Here is a 21,556-nt window from a genome sequence, read left to right on the forward strand (position 1 = left end):
AGTTGGTTAAACAATGATCAAATATGAATGAAGGCGCTGTTAAGAAGTGCTATGTGTCGATAAAGCATTCCATATTATCGATGAACCGTTATTTTAAGCGGTTTATTTCCTGGTGATGAGTTTAAAATTGGAGAATTTAACATATGAACGGTGCGGACCATAAGTGCTGTGGTAAAGCCCTATTTGCAATTCACTGCCATTTAAATCAGGGCGTACCACCGGGCTTCCGGGCAGGTCAGCCCAATGAATGCCATCGCTGCTGCTCCTGATGTAAAACAGATCGCCCGATTTTTGGATCTGGAGGTGGCGATTATAATTCCAGCCAGCTTGGGTGTTGGTTTGCATCCGGTCGCCGGTTTTAAAATTGGTGAGCATGTTGCCGCAATTCCAGGCCGGGAAAATGCTGTTCTGGATCAGGTTTTCGCTGCCTTCAGTACCGGGTTGTCCGGCTTTCCGTACCATCAAGCCCATATCGCTGTTTCCGGCAACCTTTTTTTCTTTAAGGCCGCTTACATCACTTACCTCTACCTCGGCTACAAAATCGCCCGAAACGTTACTGTACAAAAACGGGCCGTAAGGCAAGTTCCCATCCCAGTTTGAGCCTTTTGATTCCAGTGTAAGCGCATTATCACTGCCGAAGACCTTACCCTCCTGTTTATCTCCCCCGCCAATCAAGCCGCTCCATATGGTGCCGACTGTACCATCAGCAACGAAATCTTTATTTACAGTAAACCCATCTGTAATAACATTGAACGATGACGATGATGTACTTACCGGCAACGCCGCTGTTTTTGAACTTACATTGCCATGATTATCTTTCACTTTAAAGGAGTAGCTATAATTTTTATCGGCTGTAAGCCCATAACTGATATAATGCGGATCTGCCTGCCAGCCGCTTGATTTATTGCAATCAACCTCATTGATAAAATCATACTGAAGATTTGACTTTACCGAAGTATATTCCGGTGCCTGCATATCCACCATAGTGGGCGTTATGGCTTTCGGAGCGGATTTGAATGTCAGGGCTCCGTTAACCGGTGAGTGATAATTCTGTTTCCATCCCTGACTCAACAATTTAACTTCAGTCGGTGACAAACTATGTTTATAGACCACAAGACTACCTATTGCTCCCCTGAAACCATCGCCCAGCAATAAACTACCGGTAAGGTTAACGGCCTTTCCATCTGTCGGCACCAGCACACCATCCACATATTGTTTAGTTATACTCCCGCTTACTGTTTTAATGATATAGTGCCATTGCCCGGCACCTAAATATTTGCCGGCGGTTATAAAAGACCTGGCAATTGATTGCGATTTCAGGATCGCCCCATTTTGCGTTGATGTACTTTGATAAACACTTAAGGCAAGACTGTAATCCCCCCTGTTATTCATTGCCGCAGTAAGGTCATTATTAAATACAAGAGATTGCTTCCCGTTAAAATTAACGGCTATTTTACCGGCTACATCGTTCACCTCGGGTGCTTTTTCATCGGCAGGCTGGAACGCGCCACCCGCATCGCCGTTGTTTGCCCATTTTTGAACCTGGCCGTAATTAAGTTTTGAGGCATCGAGGTAAACAACAACGTCTGACTTTGCAAGATGCAGGGCCGATTGCTTAATCACGCTATCGGGCAATGCACTGTCATAAATTTTGATTGATGAGATAGCACCCGAAAAATATGCCGAGCGGTTTGTTTTAGCGCCGATGATAAACTTATCTGCACGCTGTAAAAACAGCATCTTGTTTTCTTTATTGTTTAGCTCGCCATCAACAAACAGTTTTTCAAACGAGCCATCAAACGTAACTACCACCTGGTGCCATTTCCCGGCATTGGGCATAGTTTTGTATTGGAAGTCGGAAACACCGAAATGCTGTACCGCACCTGCCGTGCGGTTACTGCCGAAACCAAAAGTAGCACTGCGATGATCAGATTCGCCGTTTGTCCAGCTTAATACCGGGTCTTCGTCTTTAATCTTATCGGCGTAAACCAGGTATGATACCGTGTAACTGTTATTACCTGTAAGTGAACGTGGTACACCGGCAGACGATTCAAGCACTTGGGTGCCATTAAATACCAATGCTTTTTTACCTGCTATGATATCAACAACCGGAAGTTTGCCGCTTGCTTCAAAATCCCCTCCTAATGTTCCATTGTTGGTCCAATTAGCTACAGCTTCCCCCGCCTGGAACTTATCGGCATCCAGGTTCACTAATAAACCACTTTTTTCTTTTGGAGTTACACTTTTTGATATTTCCTTTTTACTGGCCAAAATCACATCCTCGGTTGCTACCCGTTCGCTGTATACTTTTACATTCCACACAGCCTTATACAAACCGGGATACTCGGTCCCGGTTATGGTGAGGCGGATATACCGGGCTTTGGTATTCCCGGAATCCACCATCGGCGAGCCATGTTGCTTGTTGCTTCGGCGATCTGAAAATGCTGTCCAACTTTTTCCATCTACTGATGATTCGATCAGGTATTGATAATACCAGGTTGCGTATTCAAACTGTGTTAAAACCTGTTGTACCGTTTTTACCACGCCAAGGTCAATAGTAAGCCACGCCGGGGCACGACCGTTATCGGCCGGTTTCCATAAGGTACCATTGTTGTTATCAACCGCAAATGAGGGTTTATAATTTTCATTATAAAAAGAAGAAGCGGTAACTTTTTTCTGATAAGCTTCATCGGGGGATTTTATGGTACTCTCGCCTAACAAGCCTACGCCAAGATGCGTGGGAATGATCTTTTCTATATTACCATCAACATCAAAAACGATCTTATCCGCGCAAACCTGCCGGTGATAGCCCCCGTTGGAGTGCGGGTTATTGTGCCGGTGATATACCATATAAAAATCATCCCCAACCTGCACCACCGACTCATGCCCCGGCCCGTGGATAGTTCCGTCACTATTAGTGCTCAACACGGGATTGTTTTTGCCAAACTCAAATGGCCCCATAGGCCCTGTTTTGCTGATGGCGTATTGCACCCGGTAGGTGGAGTCTTCGCAAAGCCCCGATGAATAGGTGAAATAATAAATCCCCTTTCGTTTAAACATGAAAGGCGCTTCAAAAAAATCTTTGGCAATGGTATTGGGGATCTTTGCCGTTTTAGCGAAGGTGTGCATATCTGCGTTTAGCAAACCTACGCCGCAACCATGATCGGGGTAGATACCCCAGGCCCCCCAAAACATATAAATTTTGCCGTCGTCATCTTTAAAAGTTTGCCCATCCAGCGTAATCACCCTGGGAATAAAATAATTGGGTATCATTGATTTGCCATCGGGCAGCAGCGGCGTCCAGGGCCCTGTTGGGCTTGTGGATGACGCGCCATAGATATCAACCGGCTGGCAGTAATACATGTAATACTTTCCATCATTTCCGTTGATAACATCGGGGGCCCAATAGTAATTGGAGGTTGGCCAGTTCATATCGTGCATGCTCCAGTTCACAAAATCTTTGGATGTCCACACCTGCGAAGGGCCATGCCCGCCGCCGTTACCATCAGTAGTTGCGTAAATGTAATAGGTATCACCAAATTTCCTCACGGTAGGGTCGGCAAAGTAACCGGGAATAATGGGATTGCCATTACCCGGAGCTATGGCCGACTGCTGCGAATAGCCGGTTAGTGCTGCCACACATAAACACCATGAAAGAAATACCGTTAACTGAAATTTACGCATTTTACTACTCTGCCTAATATGATTTAATTATGCGCCAGTTCATCTGTATTTCTTGCAGGCGGCTCGGCGTTGAGCAGGTGCTTTACAAAAAAGTCACGCTTCTTTTTACGACCGTAAGGGCCGCCATCACTGTGTCCCATGCCCGGTACCACCAGCAGATCAAACATTTTATTGTTTTTGATCAGCGCGTCTGCAAAACGGAAAGTTGATTCTGGCGGAACATTGTTATCGGCCTCGCCTACAATCAACATCAAGTCGCCCTGCAATTTGCCGGCATTGGTAATGTTTGATTGCTGCTCATAATGCGGTCCAACCGGATAGCCCATCCATTGCTCGTTCCACCATTGTTTATCAATGCGGTTATCATGGCAGCCGCAGGCAGATACCGCAGCTTTATAAAACTCGGGATGAAACAATAATGCACCTGCCGAATTTTGCCCACCTGCCGATGTACCATAAACGCCTATCCTGCTGATATCAACCTGCGGGTATTTGGCAGCAAGCGCCTGCATCCATAAGATCCGGTCTGCAAAACCGGCATCGGCCAAATTATGCCAGCATACATCATGAAATACTTTTGAACGGTTGGTCGTACCCATGCCATCCATCTGTACCACAATAAAACCCAGTTGGGCTATACTTTGCATCTCGTTAACAACCGAAAAGCTTTTGGGCACAAATGAATCCTGCGGACCGGCATAAATATTTTCAATTACCGGATAGCTTTTGTTAGGATCCATATTTGCCGGGCGATAAACCACGCCCCAGATATCGGTTTTGCCGTCCCTTGCTTTGGCAACAAACACTTCGGGCAATTTGACGCCGGTGGCTAAAAGGCTGGCCAAATCGGTATGTTCCAGTTCCATTACCGTTTTCAGGTCGGCAGTGTTCTTAAGCAATACTTTGGGAGCTACGTTTACCTCCGAATAAGTATCGATATAATATTTCCTATCGGGCGAGAAAGTTACGCTGTGGTTCCCTTTCTCAGGGGTAAGGTCGGTAAGATTTTTACCATCAAAACCGATCCGGTAGTAGTGCATAAAGTAAGGGTCTTCACCTGTATTTTTACCACTTCCTTTAAACCAGATCTGCCTTTTCTTTACGTCAACGCTATCGATATCGCGTACTACCCAATTACCTTTGGTTACCAGTTTTTCCTTTCCGCTAAGCTCATCAACCAGGTAAATATGACGCCAGCCGTCTTTTTCGGTAATCCAAACTATCTCGTGTGTTTTAACACAGTAATAAGTGAATATCCGCTGTTCGTAAATGAAAGTATTTGTTTTTTCATCGACGATGTTGCGGGTTTTACCGTTGGTAATATCTACCTCAATAACCCTGAAACGCTGATGCCCGCGATCTGCCTTTTCATAGGTAAAATAACGGCTGTTGCCATCGCGCCAGTGCAGTTGCGGAGCACCAAAAAAATCTATCTTTTCGGCATCGGTTTTTATAGCGCTTTTATCAGCTATGTTAAAAATATACTGTTGATAGGATGTAAATTCATCGCCCGGCTGATCATATTCATGTGATTTTAACACCGCACGTGTGGTTCCCGGTACCGAACTTAGCAGGTAATAAACCTCTTTAGTTTTCTTTGGATCGATACGGTAACCAACTAAATGCTTGCTATCCGGCGACCAGCTAAGCTCACCGTAGGGCTTGTCCAAATTTCCATCCGTAGTTAATTTTATTTCGGTTGAACCTTTAAGTGATTTTACAATGATGTTACCACCTTTTACAAAGGTAGCCCATTGTTTATCGGGAGATACAGAGTCGGTGGTATTATTTTCCCAACGGTAATGGCGTACCTGCAGCGGCTTATCGTTATCATAGCTTTGATGTACGGTATCGGTAGTTTTGCTGCATTGCAGTGTGCCCAGATCGCACTTAAGCCAGGTGTTGCTTGTTTTAAAAGTAGCCTGTTTTTTATCGGCACTAAAAAACATGTCGTCAATCCGGAAGCCTCCGTCTTTTACGGGTTTGCCTGTTGCTTTGCTTACCTCAGCAGCCAGTTGGCTACTTTCAAAAATCGTTTTCTTAGCCCCTTTTTCAGGGTCGACTGTAATGTAAGCTGTTTGATTATTGGCTATTCTTTTACTGTACCAGAATTGATTGCTACCCGCCTGCCAGTTAGGTCGCACGTTGGTAACGTAGGGGACCTTTTTTAATGCAGAATCGAGTGCATCGGCTGCTTTATAGTTTTGCAGCACTTCCGTATGCGTGGGATAATAAGGAGTAGCTTTTGTTTGTTGTGCATCGGCTGATTTGCCCGCGGCTGCTAAAAAACCAGTTAACAGTAAATATTGGTGGTACCTTGCCATAAGTTATAGTGTTGCGTAAAAGTACCCAACATAGGTCAAATGATGTTTCCATAAATTAACACATCATAGCAGGCATTTAGCAAAACAAAGCAAATTGGTATGGCGCACAGTTGACTCACCCGGTCTGCGCCACGCTGGACCCATCCTCTCTTCGCCTTTGGCGGAAAGAGGGTAAAGAAAAATAAGGATAAAATCCCCTCTTTACGCTTGCGTAGAGAGGGGTGACAAGCGCAGCGAAGTCGGGGTGAGTCGATACGGCAGTTATTTCTTTACTTATGCTTTTTCATGGTTTATTAGTGGAAAGAGCGTGAGCAGGGCTGTGTTAGGCGATTAGCTTATCAGAGCAGAAACACACCCCTCCGGCCCTCTCAAGAGGGGAATCGCACAATCCCGCACGTTTTATTTGATCTATCCTCTTAAAGCCTCAATTTCCTGGCGGGTTTTAGGCAAATATTTGCCCAATAACTGGCTACCGGTATCGGTTATCAAAAAATTATCTTCAATACGGATACCACCGAAATCACGATAGGTGTTCAGCACATCATAATTAATAAACTCAGTGAATTTCTTTTTAGCCCACCAGCGGTCAATCAATTCGGGGATAATGTAGATACCCGGCTCTACCGTAAGCACATAACCGGCTTCCAATTCGCGGCCTAACCTTAATGATTTTAAGCCGAAAACGGTTTCCTTTTTCAATGTATCGGTATAACCGACGTATTGTTCGCCCAGGTCTTCCATATCATGGGTATCCATGCCCAGCATGTGGCCTAAGCCGCATTGAAAAAACATGGCGTGGGCACCAGCGGCAACGGCCTCGGCAGGGTCACCTTTCATCAGGTTTACCTGTTTTAGGCCTTCGGCCAGTTTCTGACAGGCCTGGATATGAACATCTTTATAGCGTACACCCGGTTTAAGCATACTGATGGCATGATCCATAGAGTTAAGCACCACGTCATAAAGTTCTCTTTGGCGGGTGCTGAACTGTTTCCCTACAGGGAAAGTACGCGTAAGGTCGCCACCATAGTGCATTGCATTTTCGGCACCGATATCGCTTAGTACCATATCCCCATCCTCCAAAATATTACCGTAATAATGGGTATGCAGGGTTTGACCGTGTTTGGTAATGATGGCCGGATAGCCCAAACGTGAGTCATTGGCTATGGCCACTTCATGCGCTTTGCCAACCAGTTCATACTCCCTAATACCGGGACGGGCATATTTCATTACGGCCAATTCCATATCAACGCTGATAGATACAGCCTTTTCTATTTCGGCAACTTCCAGTGGGGTTTTGATCACCCTTTGGGCTATAACCGCTTTTACCAATTGTAACGATACACGACCGGCCACGTTTTCCAGACTGGTGTTTAGCCAATCAGCCAATTTGATCTTATTTTCGGGGCGATAAGGCGGAAGAATATGAACCGGACGACCGCCCGTAACCGCTTTATGGATATAATGTTTTACTTCGGTATAAGGCCTGGTTTGTGAAACGCCCACCAAAGCGGCCATTTCACCTACCGACGGCAGGGTACCTGTCCAGATAATATCGTCGATGGTTAGATCATTACCAAAGATCACTTCTTCTCCAGTATCTGTATCAATGATAGCAGCCAGACCGGCTACATCAAGGCCAAAGTAATATAAAAAGCTGCTATCCTGCCTGAACAGGTAGGTATTGTCTTTATAGTTCATGCTGCTATCTTCATTCCCTAACAAAACGATGATACCGTTGGCACCCATGTTTTGCTTTAAAACATTGCGGCGCTGCTCATAAACCTGCTTATCAAAAAGTTGAAGTTTCATAATGTAAAATTAAACATGCCGGCACCTTAAGGCTGCCGGCATGTGCAAGTATAATTGAAATTTGACTTAACGCTGTTCTATTTCTTCCATTCGCCATCAAACAAACGCCAGATATTGATAGGGTTAGCCTGTTGTAAAGCTAAAGGCAATAGCGCATCCGGGCAGTTTTGGTAACAAACCGGGCGTACCCATCTTTTAGCAGCGTTAATGCCTACCGCTGTAAAACGACTATCGGTAGTGGCCGGGAACGGACCGCCATGCACCATACTGGCGCAAACCTCAACACCCGTTGGCACGCCATTAAACAATACCCTGCCTGCTATTGATGGCAATAATTGCAGCAGGCTTGAATGGCCTGCAAAATCATCATCGGTACCCATAACTGTAGCAGTCAGCTGGCCTGATACTGATTTTAATACTTTGATCAGCTCCTGCTCATCATTACAACTCACCATTAATGAATACGGCCCGAATACCTCTTCATGTAACAAGTGGTTTTCAAGGAAGATTTCGGCGCTTACCAGCGCTATGGTTGGCTGAGCTTCGATGTCAACAGCTTCGGTGGCTGATTTTACCACTTCGGTTACGCCATTCTGCCCTAACGCGGCCGCACTCTTTTTTTCATAAGCCGAATGGATACCGGCGTGCAGCATTTTTGCAGGTTTAATATCTTCGATACCTTTACCCAGCAACTTGTAGAAGCTATCCAGGCCTTTACCTTCAATAGCCAGCATTAAGCCGGGGTTGGTGCAAAACTGACCAACCCCTAAAGTAATAGAACCTGTGTATTGTGCAGCAAGATCGGCGGCGTTTTTGTTCAATGTATCCGGCAAAAATATCACCGGGTTTATGCTGCCCATTTCTGAAAATACAGGAATAGGCTTTTTGCGTTTCCATGAATAATCTAACAAAGCCAAACCACCAACGGTTGAGCCAGTAAAGCCAACAGCGGCCGTATCATCGGCCTGTACCAGTGCCTTGCCGCTTTCAAACGATGTACCATGTACATGCTGAAAAATATGCTCGGGCATATTGCTGCTTGCTATCGCTTTTTTAATAGCCTGGTAAACCATTTCGGAAGTTTCGGCATGAGCGGGGTGAGCTTTTACCACTACCGAGCAGCCTGCGCCCAACGCGCTGGCCGTATCACCGCCTGCGGTTGAATACGCGAACGGGAAATTACTTGCACCAAAAACAACTACCGGCCCCAGGGGAACAAGCATTTTGCGGAGATCCGGACGGGGTAAAGGTGTTCTGTTTGGCAGTGCGGTATCAATACTCGCTTCAACCCAGCTGCCTTCACGCAGCATCCCTGCGAACATGCGCAGCTGACCAGTGGTACGGGCGCGTTCGCCGGTTAGGCGGGGTAAAGGAAGGTTAGTTTCTTCGGATGCTTTTTGCAGCAGGGCATCGCCTATTGCTTCTATTTCATCGGCAATAGCCTCCAAAAAAAAGGCCTTTTGTTCGGCACTTGTTTTTTGGTAAGCCTCAAACGCGCTTTGCGATTGTTGCATGATGATATTTATTTCTTCGGTGCTTTCTTCTTTAAAGTTGTTGGCCATGGCAGATATTTTAGTAAAAAACGAGGGCTTACGCCATTATTTTGCGCAAGCAAATATATCTAACCTTTTATGAGGTGTGCTGAAGATTCCTAACCAGTTATAGCAGAATTTTATCTTATTTCTACAGCGCAACTTCAAAACAGATTAAAAAACGGTCAAGCAGTTAAATACTCAACACATAGGCAGACGTCTTGTTTACATCAATTTATAAAACCTTACCCCATGTGGGGGGATGTTACAAGAAACAGCAGCAACATTTTTGGCGATATCTTTTTGCTGCCAGAGATCCCGCACTATTTTAACCTTACCTATATGGATATTCTTAAAATCAAGCGTATACTTCGCGTATTTTTCATCAAGATTGAAAATACCTATAGCCTTGCTGCCATCTGCCAGTTGTTTAACCCAAACCTGGATCTGTTTATCGTTGATCACCCGCAAGGCCTGTTTGCCTGCTACATCCTGATCAATGGCAATTACCTCACGGTTTTTTAACAGGTTAAGGGTAAAATCATCAAGCTTATCCATATCGCAACCGATTAATAATGGGGCCGATAAAAGGCTCCATAAGCTCATATGCGTATATTGTTCATAGGGTGTAAGGTTGGTTTGGTGCAGGTTTTCGCCCCAGCCTACCCTGCCTAAAATGAGCATATCAGGGTCGTTCCATCCACCCGGCCCCGCATAGGCATCATTATTGGTTTGGCTAAAGCCGATGCCGTAAAGGCTTTCCCAGGTATCGGTAATATCCTCGGTGGTTCGCCACAGGTTGCCATTCATTTTGGCGCCCCATTTCCAAACATCTTTTATACCGTACTGGCAAATACTGTAAACAATATCACGGGGCTGTTTTGCCAGTTCATCACGCATTACCATATATGGCTTTTGCTGGGCGGGCAGTGTAGTATCGCCGGCCGTTTGATCCGAATAACTGCACAGGTCGTACTTTAAATAATCAACACCCCAGTTAAAATAAGTACCGGCATCCTGCCCTTCGTGTCCTAACGAACCCAGGTATCCGCCACAGGTTTTAGCGCCCGGCGACGAATAAATACCAAACTTTAATCCCTGTTGATGCAGGTGCTCCCCAAGCGCTTTCATGTCCGGAAATTTCTCATTAGCAACTATTTCTCCGTTTTGTTGCCTTGCAGGCGCCTGCCAGCCATCATCTACATTAATAGAGTTCCAACCGTAATCGGTGAGCCCTCTATCAACCATCGCTTTGGCCGAAAGCCTTACCTTTTCGTCGCTTACATTTAGCCCCCAGCAATTCCAGCTGTTCCAGCCCATTGGCGGTGTAAGCGCTAACAATTTGCCGGATCTAACGGTAAGTATTCGTTCGCTTCTTCCTAAATTGTTGCTTACAGAAACAGAAACTTTGTAATCTCCTGCTTTAGGTGCTACCCCTGTTATAATACCTGTTTTATGATCAAACACTAAACCTTGTGGCAAACTTCTGACTGCATAGTTTAACGGTTTCTGCCCGCTTGCCGCGATTTTGTAGAGTACCGGTGAGCCGGGATGCACACCTAAAACTGCGGCTCCGTTGATCATTGGTTTTAACGATGCCTTAGGAGTAAGCAAGTAAGGTGCTATCTCGGCAAAGGTCTTAGTCTTGCCCGATGCACTTTCAGTAAATTCATAAAACAGCTTGATCCCCTCACGATGCGGGAAAGTCAATGTGTAAGTTTCCCTGCCCAGTGGTGCCAGGTTTGAGTTTACAGTTTTTTCTGCAATTGTTTTTTGGGTAACGTCATCAATGATCTTATAACGAAATTTGCCGGTAATATTGGTTTTAAAGCTATTGCCTATAGTTAGTTTCCGAACAGATTGGGCATTTGGTAAAAAACTGATATCTGTTTGGGTCAAGACAATCCCGTCAAATTTTTCGAGCATATCAATATAGGGTGCACCCATAAAAATACCACCTGAGCCGCCCCCATCATAAACTTTAATAGCGATGATATTTTCCTGGTCCCATTTAATAGCCGGATCATTTGCTGCTATGCAATAATTACGCACCGCAGGCCATTTGCTCACATAACCACCCTTATCTTCAGGGAAAGCGCCTGTTTTACCAATCAGCTTGCCATTAAAATAAGTTTCATCGGCATCATTAACATGCGCAAGAAATACACGCAAACTATCGCCCCAAACCGCTTGCTTTTTTAACGACGATGGAATAACCACATGGATCCGGTACCAGGCAAAGCCATGATAATCCGGGTAGCCCTGTTCCTGCCATACATCGCCTACTTTAATGTTTTTCCAATTGGTATCGTTAAAATCAGCATTTTTCCAGACTGCGTTATTTCCGGTAGAAAACTTAGCAGTGCTTAGCTTGATAAAATTTCCATTCTGAGCGTACGCTGCAGTAATAATGGAAATAAACCCAAGCAGCAATAAGATCTTTTTCATGAATAAATGATAGTCTATAAACTTTCAACCGGGAGCTCGGCGTTTTTGCTTTTTTTGCTGCCGCCTATCAGGTAATAAACCGGGATGCCGGTTAAGGTGATGATCAGGCCCGGGTAAGTATAAGCCGGTTTATATTTGATGAGCAGCAGGCAAAAAGCTATGCCCATAATGATATAAATAACAGGCAGCACCGGGTAACCGAATGCTTTATATGGCCGTTCAGCATCGGGCATTTTTTTGCGGAGGATAAAGATCCCGATAATCGTAAGCACATAAAAAACTACGACCACAAACGAGATCATATCCAGCAGATCGCCGTATTTACCACTCAGGCTCCACAGACAGGCAAAAACACACTGTAACCATAAGCCAAAGCCCGGCACCGAGTTTTTATTCAGCGTACCTACTTTCTTAAAGAAAAGCCCATCCTTTGCCATAGAGTAGTAAACCCTTGCCCCCGACATGATGAGCCCGTTGTTACAACCAAAGGTGGATACCATGATGAGCAAAGCAATGATCACTGTACCCGAACTGCCAAAGATGTGCTGCGAAGCCACAACACCCACCCTATCCTTATCTGCGGTGGCTATATCATGCAATGAAAGTACACCTGTATACATGATATTGGTTAAAATGTAGATCACCGTCACGATCAGCGTACCCAAGGCCAAACTTAAACCGATATTCCTTTTCGGATTTTTGATCTCGCCGGCGATAAAAGTTACGTTGTTCCATGAATCGCTGCTGAATATGGAACCAACCATGGCGGATGCTATGGCGCCTAAAGCGGCAATAGTAGTGTATGACGCGATAGAACCGTTGGCGCTGAGGCTATGCATGCTCCAGGCATTCTTCCAGTTCTCATTCCAAACCGAAGCCTTTAAAGAAAACAGGCCAAATACGATTAACCCCAGCAAGCTCAGCAGCTTGGCCATGGTGAAAATAGTTTGTACAATTTTGCCGCTGTTTACCCCGCGGGTGTTAATATAGGTTAAAAACACGATCACCAATATGGAAAGCAGTTGCGCCGGTGATATGGTCACGAAACCCAGATCGACAGCGACAATGCTTTCACTCAATTGCGGGATAAGGTATGCAGTAAACTTGGCAAAGGCCACGCCCACCGCCGCTATAGTAGCTGTTTGGATCACCGTAAAAAAACTCCACCCGTATAAAAAACCAATTAGTGGGCGATAGGCTTCTTTAAGGTAAACGTACTGTCCCCCTGCTCTTGGAAACATAGCGCTCAGTTCGCCGTAACTCAGGGCGGCGGTAAGGGTCATAAAACCGGTGATGAGCCAAACAAATAGCAGCCAGCCTGCACTGCCCACGTTGCGGGTAATATCGGCGCTCACAATAAAAATACCGGAGCCTATCATACTGCCTGCCACCAGCATGGTGGCATCCATTAACCGTAATGAGGGCTTAAAAGAAGTGCTGTTGTCCATAAAATGAGTGATCTTTTTTTAGCTGAAAGCGGAATGCACAAAGCTGAAAGCTATTGGCCTTGCCATCAATACTATTTTTAATTATTAGCGTTACTTGCCGCCGAAATCGTAAAACTTCCAGCTGGTTGTAAAATCTTTGGTTAAAGCCTGGTTGGTTAATGTTGCACGGAGCATTTCAACCGGGATGAGGTTTTCTTTAATGGCGGCATCATGAAACTGCTTGTAGGTCATCTTGCCGCTATCAACCAGTTCTTTTTTCAATTCCATCAACTGCAAACCACCCAGCAGGTAGGCCACCTGGTAAAGCGGGCTATAGCCGCCTTCAAATGAGCGCCTTACTTCGCCCTCGGCATTGGCGCGTTCATGGCCTACACGATCAACCAAAAAGTCGATACACTGTTGTGGTGTCCAGTTGCCTAAATGGTAGTTGAGCGAAAAGATGATCCTTGCACAGCGGTGCATGCGCCAAAACAGCATCCCTACACGTTCTTCGGGGGTTTTGGCAAAGCCTTTATCGTACAACAACAGTTCCCAGTATAAAGCCCAACCTTCAATGGCGAATGGCGTCCCAAAATCCTGGCGATAAGCTTTGTAACGGCTGTTCATAAAATATTGCAGGTTATGACCAGGGATCAGCTCATGCTGCACAGTGCCCCTTGAAAAGTAAGGGTTGTTGCCGCGCATGCTCATCAGCCTGTCGTCATACTGCATGGTATTGGTTGGGTATGAGATACTGATCTCCTTACCACCGGTAAAAAAAGGATTAACTAACTGCCTCTGCGGCGACATCATCACCATGCCCCAGGTTTCTTCGGCCAAAGGCGGTATAGTGATCAGGTCGCGTTCTTTGATAAAACTAAGGGCATCGTTATATAGTTTAACGATCAGTTCAGGCTGATGACCTACCGGCACATAGCTGTTCTTCACTTTTTCGAGGGCTTTTTTCCAATCGCTGCCAAACCCCATTTCCTGCGATGCCTTTAGCATTTCCTTATCGCACCAGGCAAACTCTTTATTGGCCAGTTTAATAAGTTCTTCAGGCGTGTAAGGGATCATTTCGGCCTGTAGCTGATTAATAAGCTCCTGCCTGCCAATTGGCACGCCTTTTATACCGCTGCTATCGCTTTTTTGACTGGTGTTCAGCTTTCCTTTGCTTATGGCCAGCTCGCTGTACCTTTCCAACGCATTGTCAACGGCTTTATAAGGTTCAGGTACCCACCAGGTAAACGAAGGATCGTATTTATTATAGAAACCAAAAAAGTCCTTTAAACGGCCTTTCAAACCCAATAAAGCAGCTTTGGTTACTTTAGCCACCGGCATATCCACCGATGGAAGTTTATGATACGCTGTTGTATCTGCTTTAAGTTCTTTCAAGATCTTATTCAGATCGCCTGCAATCTTTTCTCCATCTACAAATGTTCCGCGGCGGCGCTTTTGTTCAAGCGCATAGATCTCATCGGCAAATGAAATATATTTGGCGGCCTGGCTGTACAGGTCTTCTTCTTTTTTCAAATCCTTCAGATCAAAGTTGATGCGTTTCTTTAGCAGGATATAATCAACCTTGCCATAAATGCTCAGAGCATTAAAATCGGTTTGATCCAGTTGCTTCAGGTAATCGTTATCTACTTCAATGAGCCTTTTGCGCTGCTCGGGCGAGTTAATGACATCCTGCTTATACTGTTCTTCAGCACGGTCATTAACATTATAGGGCGAATAAAATTCATGTATGGCATTCATATCCTGCCCGTACCGGATAATGGTACCGGCTATTTCGCTGGTTTGCTCATACAAATTGCCGGGTGCGGCAGTTTGCGCATTTAAACTCAGGGTACCAATAGTAAGGGCGCAAAGGATTAGCCCTTTTACAGTTTTAGAGGGATGTATAAACACGATATGGTGGTATGTTTGATTAAATAATAAAGCGCGCTGTATTTAGCTTGCAGCCCTGTTAAGGCTGATGAGATTATTGTTATAAGAGTCGAGATAACCGCGGGGCGAATTGCCGATTACGCATTTAAACACCCTGTTAAAGTTGGTGATGCTTTTAAAGCCGCATTTATAAGCTACCGTATTAATGCTTTCAAACTTATGAGCGATAAGCTTTTTGCAGGCTTCGTTGATCCTGATTTCATTGAGGAACGAAATAAAGGTATGACCGGTATGCTTTTTAAAATACCTGCAAAACGATTCAGGCGTCATGTAAGCTACCTTAGCTACATCCTCCAGCGTGATGGGTTCGCTGTAGTGCTGCATAATATAGTTGTAAATATTACCTATCCTGATCCCCTCGTTTTCGGTGATACCCGGCAGGTTACCGTATGTTGATAAAGGGTCCAATTTACTTTTAATATTGGTAAGCCCTTTAAGCAGGTGAAAAAACTGGATCAACTGATCCGGCCCTGATGCCTTTTGCAGGGCGATCATGATCTGCGACACTTTATCAACCACATGGTGCGGCAATTTAAAACCCTGTTGGTGCTGCTGCATAAATATGAGGCTTGGTTTAAGCTCGGGCAGATTAAACAGCGGCGCCAGCGCTCCTTCCGGATTAAAGAATATAGTAAGTGCTTCTATTTGTTTATTAGCGTTGGGCGCAAAGTATTCGGGGTTGCTTTTAAACACATGCGGCAGGTTGGCGCCTATTAAAAACAGATCGCCGGCAGAGTAATCATGCATGTTATTTCCTGCAATCAAAGTACCCTCCCCCTGCTGGATCCAGGTAAGCTGAATTTCCTTGTGGCGGTGCAGGTATGGATAATGATAAGGCAAACAAACCTTTTCTGCAATCACACTTTTATCGTGCGGAACCGGGATGGTAAATTGTAAAACTTTCATCTGCTACATTGATTAATACTTGTTGAATTTACAATTACTTAACTTAATTTGCCAACAAATCTCAATAAAAGGATAAAATACGGTTAATATTTGGTAATTTATGGTTGATACAGCGCCTGAAATTGATCGAAAAACCTATTTTTATCCAGCAAATAAAACATCGATTAAATGTTACACAAACACTTAAAAACAAAACTATAGTTAATCCATGTACAATTTGACCGAATAAAATATCTTTAATTGTCAAATAAACAACTATTATATAACCAACTCAATCCACCTGATTTACGCAGAAAACCGATTTTTGAAGCGTTTTTTATGATCCAGGTAATAAAACCCACGCCCCTTAAAGCAAAAACCGCTCATCAGGGTTGATGAACGGTTCTGTTTTTTCCGGCATGCCGGAAAGAGGATCGATAATTTAAATTAAACCCTTTCAGGTGCAAATTCTTTAATATCGATAGTAGTTGGTTTGCCCGATATAATTTCGCTTGCCAGCAAACCGGTTGCCGCCCCGAGGCTAAGCCCCATCATTCCATGCCCGGTAGCTACAGTCAGGTTGTTATATTGTTTGCTCCTGCCGATATAAGGCAATCCATCGGCAGATGAAGGCCGGAAGCCAAACCAGATATCCTTTTGCTCCGGAACAGCAGGCTTTAAACCGGGGAAATACTTCGGCACCGATTCAACAATACCTTTTACGCGGTTCATGTTGATCCGGTCGTTGATCTTATCAAGTTCCATAGTACCCCCATAGCGTAAACCACCGTTCATCGGTGTAATAGCTACCCTTGCTTCGGCCAGCAGTGCAGGGATATGCATGGTTTCGCTATTATCTTTCACATTAAAAGAATAACCTTTGCCCGGCATCAGCAGGATCTTTACACCCAACAGCCTGCCTATGGCCGGCGACCAGGAGCCGCCTGCAATAACGTATTCATCGGCACTAAACTCCTCGTTACCTGCCAATACCCTGCTCACTTTGCCGCCTTTGGTTTCAATTTTGGTAACCTCTTTATTAGTAACCAGGTTTACACCGGCAGCTTTCAGATGTTTGATTAAAGCAGCCATCAATTTGTTGGGCGACAGGTGTGCATCGCAGCGGTAATGAACCGCGCCTAATACATCAAGCTCAAGTTTTGGCTGTAGTTTTTTACAGTCATCAACACTAAGTACGGCCATATCCAGGCCTAATTCCCTGCCTTTTTCTGCCATGTGGGCTTCTTCCTCACCAGCCTTTTCGGTTTTATAAAACATCAGGATGCCTTTTTCAACCAGGTCGAAATCAAAACCGGGCTCTTTGCTCAGATCTTCATAAAGGTTTTTGCTAAGCAGGGAAAGTTCCGTTAAAGGAACAGCAGACCTTTCAACGTGCGCGGCATTCGCTTTCTTTAAAAATTTTAATCCCCATGAAATCAGTTCGGGGTTTAAGGATGGTTTTACATAGAACGGACTTTTGCTGTTAAACATCCATTTGATACCTTGCGAAACCATACCCGGCGTTGCCAGCGGGATAAAATGGCTTGGCACTATCATACCGGCGTTTCCGTATGAACAGCTATCGGTCATATCGCCTTTATCAAGCACAGTAACCTCATGCCCGGCCTTTTGTAAATAATAAGCCGAACTAAGCCCTACTATCCCACCTCCTATTATCAGCACCTTTGCCATTTTTTATTTTAAGCTGAAAGCTTAAGGCGGAAAGCCGAAAGCTTTTTATTTAGAAAATTATTAATTAAAAACAGTTCAAACGTCCCATCAGGGTCTCTCGAAGAGGACCCTGATGTATACGCTATGCAGATTCGCTGTTCTGGATACTTGTTAGATGTTTAGAAAGCGGTGAACCTCAGGGTCCTCTGCGAGAGACCCTGAGGGAACATGACAGTTAAACGCTAACGTCATTGCGAGGAACGAAGCAATCCCCCATTAGCAAGTTCGCCCTGTATAGTTTGGGATTGCTTCGTTCCTCGCAATGACGCTTTGAGATATTGTTATATCACCTGGAAACCATGCGCATACGGATCGTCATCATCTATTTTGATGGTGTTGTAGCCGTAAACTTTGGCCCAGCCTTCTACGCTTGGTATAATGGCATCAAAGTCATTGATCTTAACCACTTCCTCAACCCGGCCGGTAAATTTGCTGCCGATGATGCTTTCATGAATAAAAGGCTCACCTAATTTCAGTTTACCTTTGGCAAACCATTGCGCCATACGGGCGGATGTACCTGTTCCGCAAGGCGACCTGTCGATAGCTTTATCGCCATAAAACACAGCGTTACGCGCCGTAGCATCTGCCGATAGCGTAGCACCGGCCCAAAGGATATGGGTACAGGTGTTTATAGTAGGATCCTGCGGGTGTACAAACTGATATTTTTCGTTGATACGCTTGCGCAGCACCTGGCTCCAGGCTATCAGTTGCCCTGCGGTATAATCTTCGATGCCCTTGAAATTAGGCTGAGGATCAACAATGGCATAGTAATTACCGCCATATGATACATCTATGGTAAGCGTACCAAGGTCAGGACATTCTACCTGTAAATCAGTCGCGGCAAGGTAAGCTGCCACATTCCTGAGTTTTACCGAGGTTACTTTTTTGCCCTCCTGCTTGTACTCAATCAATACAAGACCGGCAGGCGCTTCCATACGTACTATACCCGGAGTTTTGGGTTGGATCAACCCTTCTTCAATGGCTATGGTAATGGTGCCGATAGTTCCGTGACCGCACATGGGTAAACAACCACTGGTTTCTATAAACAAAACGGCAACGTCGTTTTCCGGATCATGAGGCGGGTACAGGATACTGCCCGACATCATATCATGCCCCCTTGGTTCAAACATCAGGCCCGTCCTGATCCAGTCATACTCTTTTAAAAAGTGCTGACGTTTCTGGCTCATGTTGTCGCCTTTAAGCGTGGGACCGCCACCGGCCACCAGTCTTACGGGATTGCCGCAGGTATGGGCATCAACACAAAAGAAAGTTTTACTTGCCATATGTTATTATAACGCTACTTCGGTTAATTTACCCCAGCTGCCTACAGGTAGCTCAGGCCTTGCGGCAAGTGCATCATTAATGATTTTTTGAACTTTTTCGCGCTCCGCACCAATTAATGGCAAACGAGGCGCACGTACATTTTCGGTACCTATACCCGTTGCAACCTCGGCCAGTTTAATGTACTGTACCAGCTTAGGGTGGATATCAAGCTCAAGCACAGGTAAAAACCAACGATAGATAGCCAAAGCTTCGTCATACCTTTTTGCTTTAACCAAACGGTAAATAGCAACAGTTTCTTTAGGGAAAGCATCAACCAAACCGGCAACCCAGCCGTCAGCACCCATAACAAGGCTTTCCATAGCCAGCGGATCAACACCGGTAAAGATCTTAAACCTGTCATCAAAACGGTTGATCATACGGGTAACGTTTGATACATCGCGGGTTGATTCTTTTACCGCCTGGATATTGTCATAAGCGGCAAGCTGTTCAAACATATCTAAAGTAACCTCAATCTTATAATCAACAGGGTTATTGTAGATCATGATTGGCAGTTCGGTGCTTTTTGCAATAGTTGTAAGGTAAGCAACTGTTTCGCGGGCTTCGCTATTGTAACGCATAGGCGGTAACAGCATCAAGCCATCGGCGCCTTTATCAAAAGCTTTTTGAGCATAAGCAACAGCTGCCTTGGTAGTTTGCTCGGCAATGTTCAATATAACGGGAACTTTTCCTTTAACAAACTCAACGGTATGGGCAAGCAGCGCAAATTTTTCATCATCGCTTAAAACGCTTGCTTCGCCTAATGAGCCGCCTAATATAAATCCGTCAACACCGGCCTCAAGCTGGGCGTTCAGGTTTATATCAAAAGCATCAAAATCAAGTTCGTCATTATCTGTAAATTTTGTAGTTACTGCAGGGAGTACACCTTTCCAATCAAAAGTTATCATTGTATAATATTTTTCACAAAACTAAAATAGTATTAAATAAGTTTATTTAACAATTTAGCAGACACTAACCGTATTTTAACCAATAATGTCAAACACATGCTTATTGCCTGCTAAATAATGCTTATTGCGCATCCCACCAAACCCTGTCGGTGAGCTTAGCATTTTGCTGCGGCTGGGGGTTTGCGGTCATTTCTGTTTGAGGATACAACACCCTGCGTGGGATATCCGACAAGGCATTTTTAACCTTGCTTAACGCCGGGTAGCCTGTACGCCTCCAATCCGTATAGTTTTCCATCGACAGGAAATTAGCCACAACCTTTTCTTCAATAATAAGTTTTATAGCGTTAGTACTTGTAAGCGCTCCCCTTGAAGTTAGATAGCTATCCGCAACGGCATCAGTAATACCCAGTTTTGACATATGCGATTTAACCGCCAGCGAATAAACCGGTTGAGCCGCAGTTGCTCCTGATATTACAAATGTAGCTTCGGCTTTTAAAAATAACGCCTCCGAATAAGTAACAATGTAGTTATTTGAGCTTGTACTTGCATAAAAAGAACCACCTAATGAATACGATTCCAAACTACCAATATCGTCCGAGCCAATCACCCTTCCGGTATATAAACCGGTTTCAATAGCCGGTGCTACCATTTTTGATAGGCGCGGATCTTTCCTGGCCGCAAAACCATCAACAAACGTTGAAGCTAATACCAGCGTTGAACCCGGCAAAAAGTTTTGCTGCCATGGATTTTCGGCACCGGCACTACCGGCGAAAGGCATTTTCATATCATCATCATTACTTGTCATGCCGTTTTCAAGAGCGGTTAGGGCCAGTTGTGCCTGGGCGGCAGCTGTATGCCCCGGTGCTTTAGTGAGGTGCATATAATAACGCGCCTTTAATGTATAAGCGGCCTTTTTCCATTTGCTCATATCACCGGTGTAGTAAAAATCATCGCCAGTCGGCACGGTGGTGCTGTTTTTGGCAATATCGGCAATGGAATTATCAAGCAGGGTTTGGATCTGCGTATAAACTGATTGCTGGCTGTCATAAGTTGGGGCAACGTTAGCAATCCCCTGAAAGCCTTTTGAAAACGGCACATCGCCCCAAACATCAGTAGCTGAGCCAAGCGTGTAAGCCAGCAAGATCTTTGATATAGCGGCGTAATTGGCATTGCCATCGGCTTCCGCTTTTTTGTTTAACAGTACAAGGTTATTCATTACCTGCGTGTAAAAATTATACCAATCACTATCCATATCCTGGTGATACATGAGGTAGGTGCCAAAGTTAGGTGGTACCTGATTCAAAGCTATTACCTGCAGGTATTGCTGTAGTACTATGGCAAGGTTAGCACCACCCGCAGCAGTGATATTTTGTGATATGGCAGCCTCAACCGGTGCAAGGATCTGTGCTTCTTTAACATCTATAGGCCTGTTGGGGTCCTGGTTTACATCAATGTATTTTTTACAGCCCGTAAAACTTACCAACGCGCATGTTATTAACGTGATATATTTATTTTTCATGACAATTTCTTATTAATGA

At 44.8% G+C, this 21,556-nt stretch carries 12 protein-coding genes; all 12 read right to left on the minus strand.

All coding sequences use genetic code 11. The features are described 5' to 3' along the window. Window positions 1-102 precede the first annotated feature (102 nt). The 12 genes from SNE26_RS15295 to SNE26_RS15350 all read right to left on the minus strand — a co-directional run bounded on the left by SNE26_RS15295 (window position 103) and on the right by SNE26_RS15350 (window position 21,537). Window positions 103-3,684 carry a family 43 glycosylhydrolase gene (locus SNE26_RS15295; protein WP_321554806.1) on the minus strand — a complete coding sequence of 1,194 codons (3,582 nt, stop codon included), beginning with the start codon at window positions 3,682-3,684 and terminating at the stop codon, window positions 103-105. 23 nt (window positions 3,685-3,707) lie between these two features. Further along, window positions 3,708-6,008 (minus strand): prolyl oligopeptidase family serine peptidase, encoded by a 2,301-nt coding sequence (locus tag SNE26_RS15300; RefSeq protein WP_321554807.1) that lies wholly within the window; start codon window positions 6,006-6,008, stop codon window positions 3,708-3,710. Between the two features lie 408 nt (window positions 6,009-6,416). Further along, window positions 6,417-7,817 carry a Xaa-Pro aminopeptidase gene (locus SNE26_RS15305; RefSeq protein WP_321554808.1) on the minus strand — a complete coding sequence of 467 codons (1,401 nt, stop codon included), beginning with the start codon at window positions 7,815-7,817 and terminating at the stop codon, window positions 6,417-6,419. Between the two features lie 77 nt (window positions 7,818-7,894). Then, entirely contained in the window at window positions 7,895-9,379 is a 1,485-nt protein-coding gene (locus SNE26_RS15310) for an aldehyde dehydrogenase (NADP(+)) (protein WP_321554809.1), read from the minus strand. Between the two features lie 195 nt (window positions 9,380-9,574). Further along, entirely contained in the window at window positions 9,575-11,797 is a 2,223-nt protein-coding gene (locus tag SNE26_RS15315) for a putative Ig domain-containing protein (protein WP_321554810.1), read from the minus strand. Between the two features lie 14 nt (window positions 11,798-11,811). Next, window positions 11,812-13,245, minus strand: coding sequence for an amino acid permease (locus SNE26_RS15320; protein ID WP_321554811.1), 1,434 nt, complete (start codon window positions 13,243-13,245; stop codon window positions 11,812-11,814). A 90-nt stretch (window positions 13,246-13,335) separates the two neighbouring features. Then, the gene (locus SNE26_RS15325) at window positions 13,336-15,135 is read right to left on the minus strand and encodes a DUF885 family protein (protein WP_321554812.1); all 1,800 of its coding nucleotides are present in this window, start codon (window positions 15,133-15,135) and stop codon (window positions 13,336-13,338) included. Window positions 15,136-15,177: 42 nt separating this feature from the next. Beyond that, window positions 15,178-16,080 carry an AraC family transcriptional regulator gene (locus SNE26_RS15330; protein WP_321554813.1) on the minus strand — a complete coding sequence of 301 codons (903 nt, stop codon included), beginning with the start codon at window positions 16,078-16,080 and terminating at the stop codon, window positions 15,178-15,180. 426 nt (window positions 16,081-16,506) lie between these two features. Beyond that, window positions 16,507-17,751 carry an FAD-dependent oxidoreductase gene (locus SNE26_RS15335; RefSeq protein ID WP_321554814.1) on the minus strand — a complete coding sequence of 415 codons (1,245 nt, stop codon included), beginning with the start codon at window positions 17,749-17,751 and terminating at the stop codon, window positions 16,507-16,509. 320 nt (window positions 17,752-18,071) lie between these two features. After that, window positions 18,072-19,073, minus strand: a complete 1,002-nt coding sequence (locus tag SNE26_RS15340) for a 4-hydroxyproline epimerase (RefSeq protein WP_321554815.1) — start codon at window positions 19,071-19,073, stop codon at window positions 18,072-18,074. A 6-nt stretch (window positions 19,074-19,079) separates the two neighbouring features. Then, window positions 19,080-20,018 (minus strand): dihydrodipicolinate synthase family protein, encoded by a 939-nt coding sequence (locus SNE26_RS15345; RefSeq protein WP_321554816.1) that lies wholly within the window; start codon window positions 20,016-20,018, stop codon window positions 19,080-19,082. Window positions 20,019-20,139: 121 nt separating this feature from the next. Next, window positions 20,140-21,537: a SusD/RagB family nutrient-binding outer membrane lipoprotein gene (locus SNE26_RS15350; RefSeq protein WP_321554817.1), complete on the minus strand. Its 1,398-nt coding sequence runs from the start codon at window positions 21,535-21,537 to the stop codon at window positions 20,140-20,142. Window positions 21,538-21,556: the final 19 nt, after the last annotated feature.

This window comes from Mucilaginibacter sp. cycad4, assembly GCF_034263275.1.
Taxonomy (GTDB): domain Bacteria; phylum Bacteroidota; class Bacteroidia; order Sphingobacteriales; family Sphingobacteriaceae; genus Mucilaginibacter.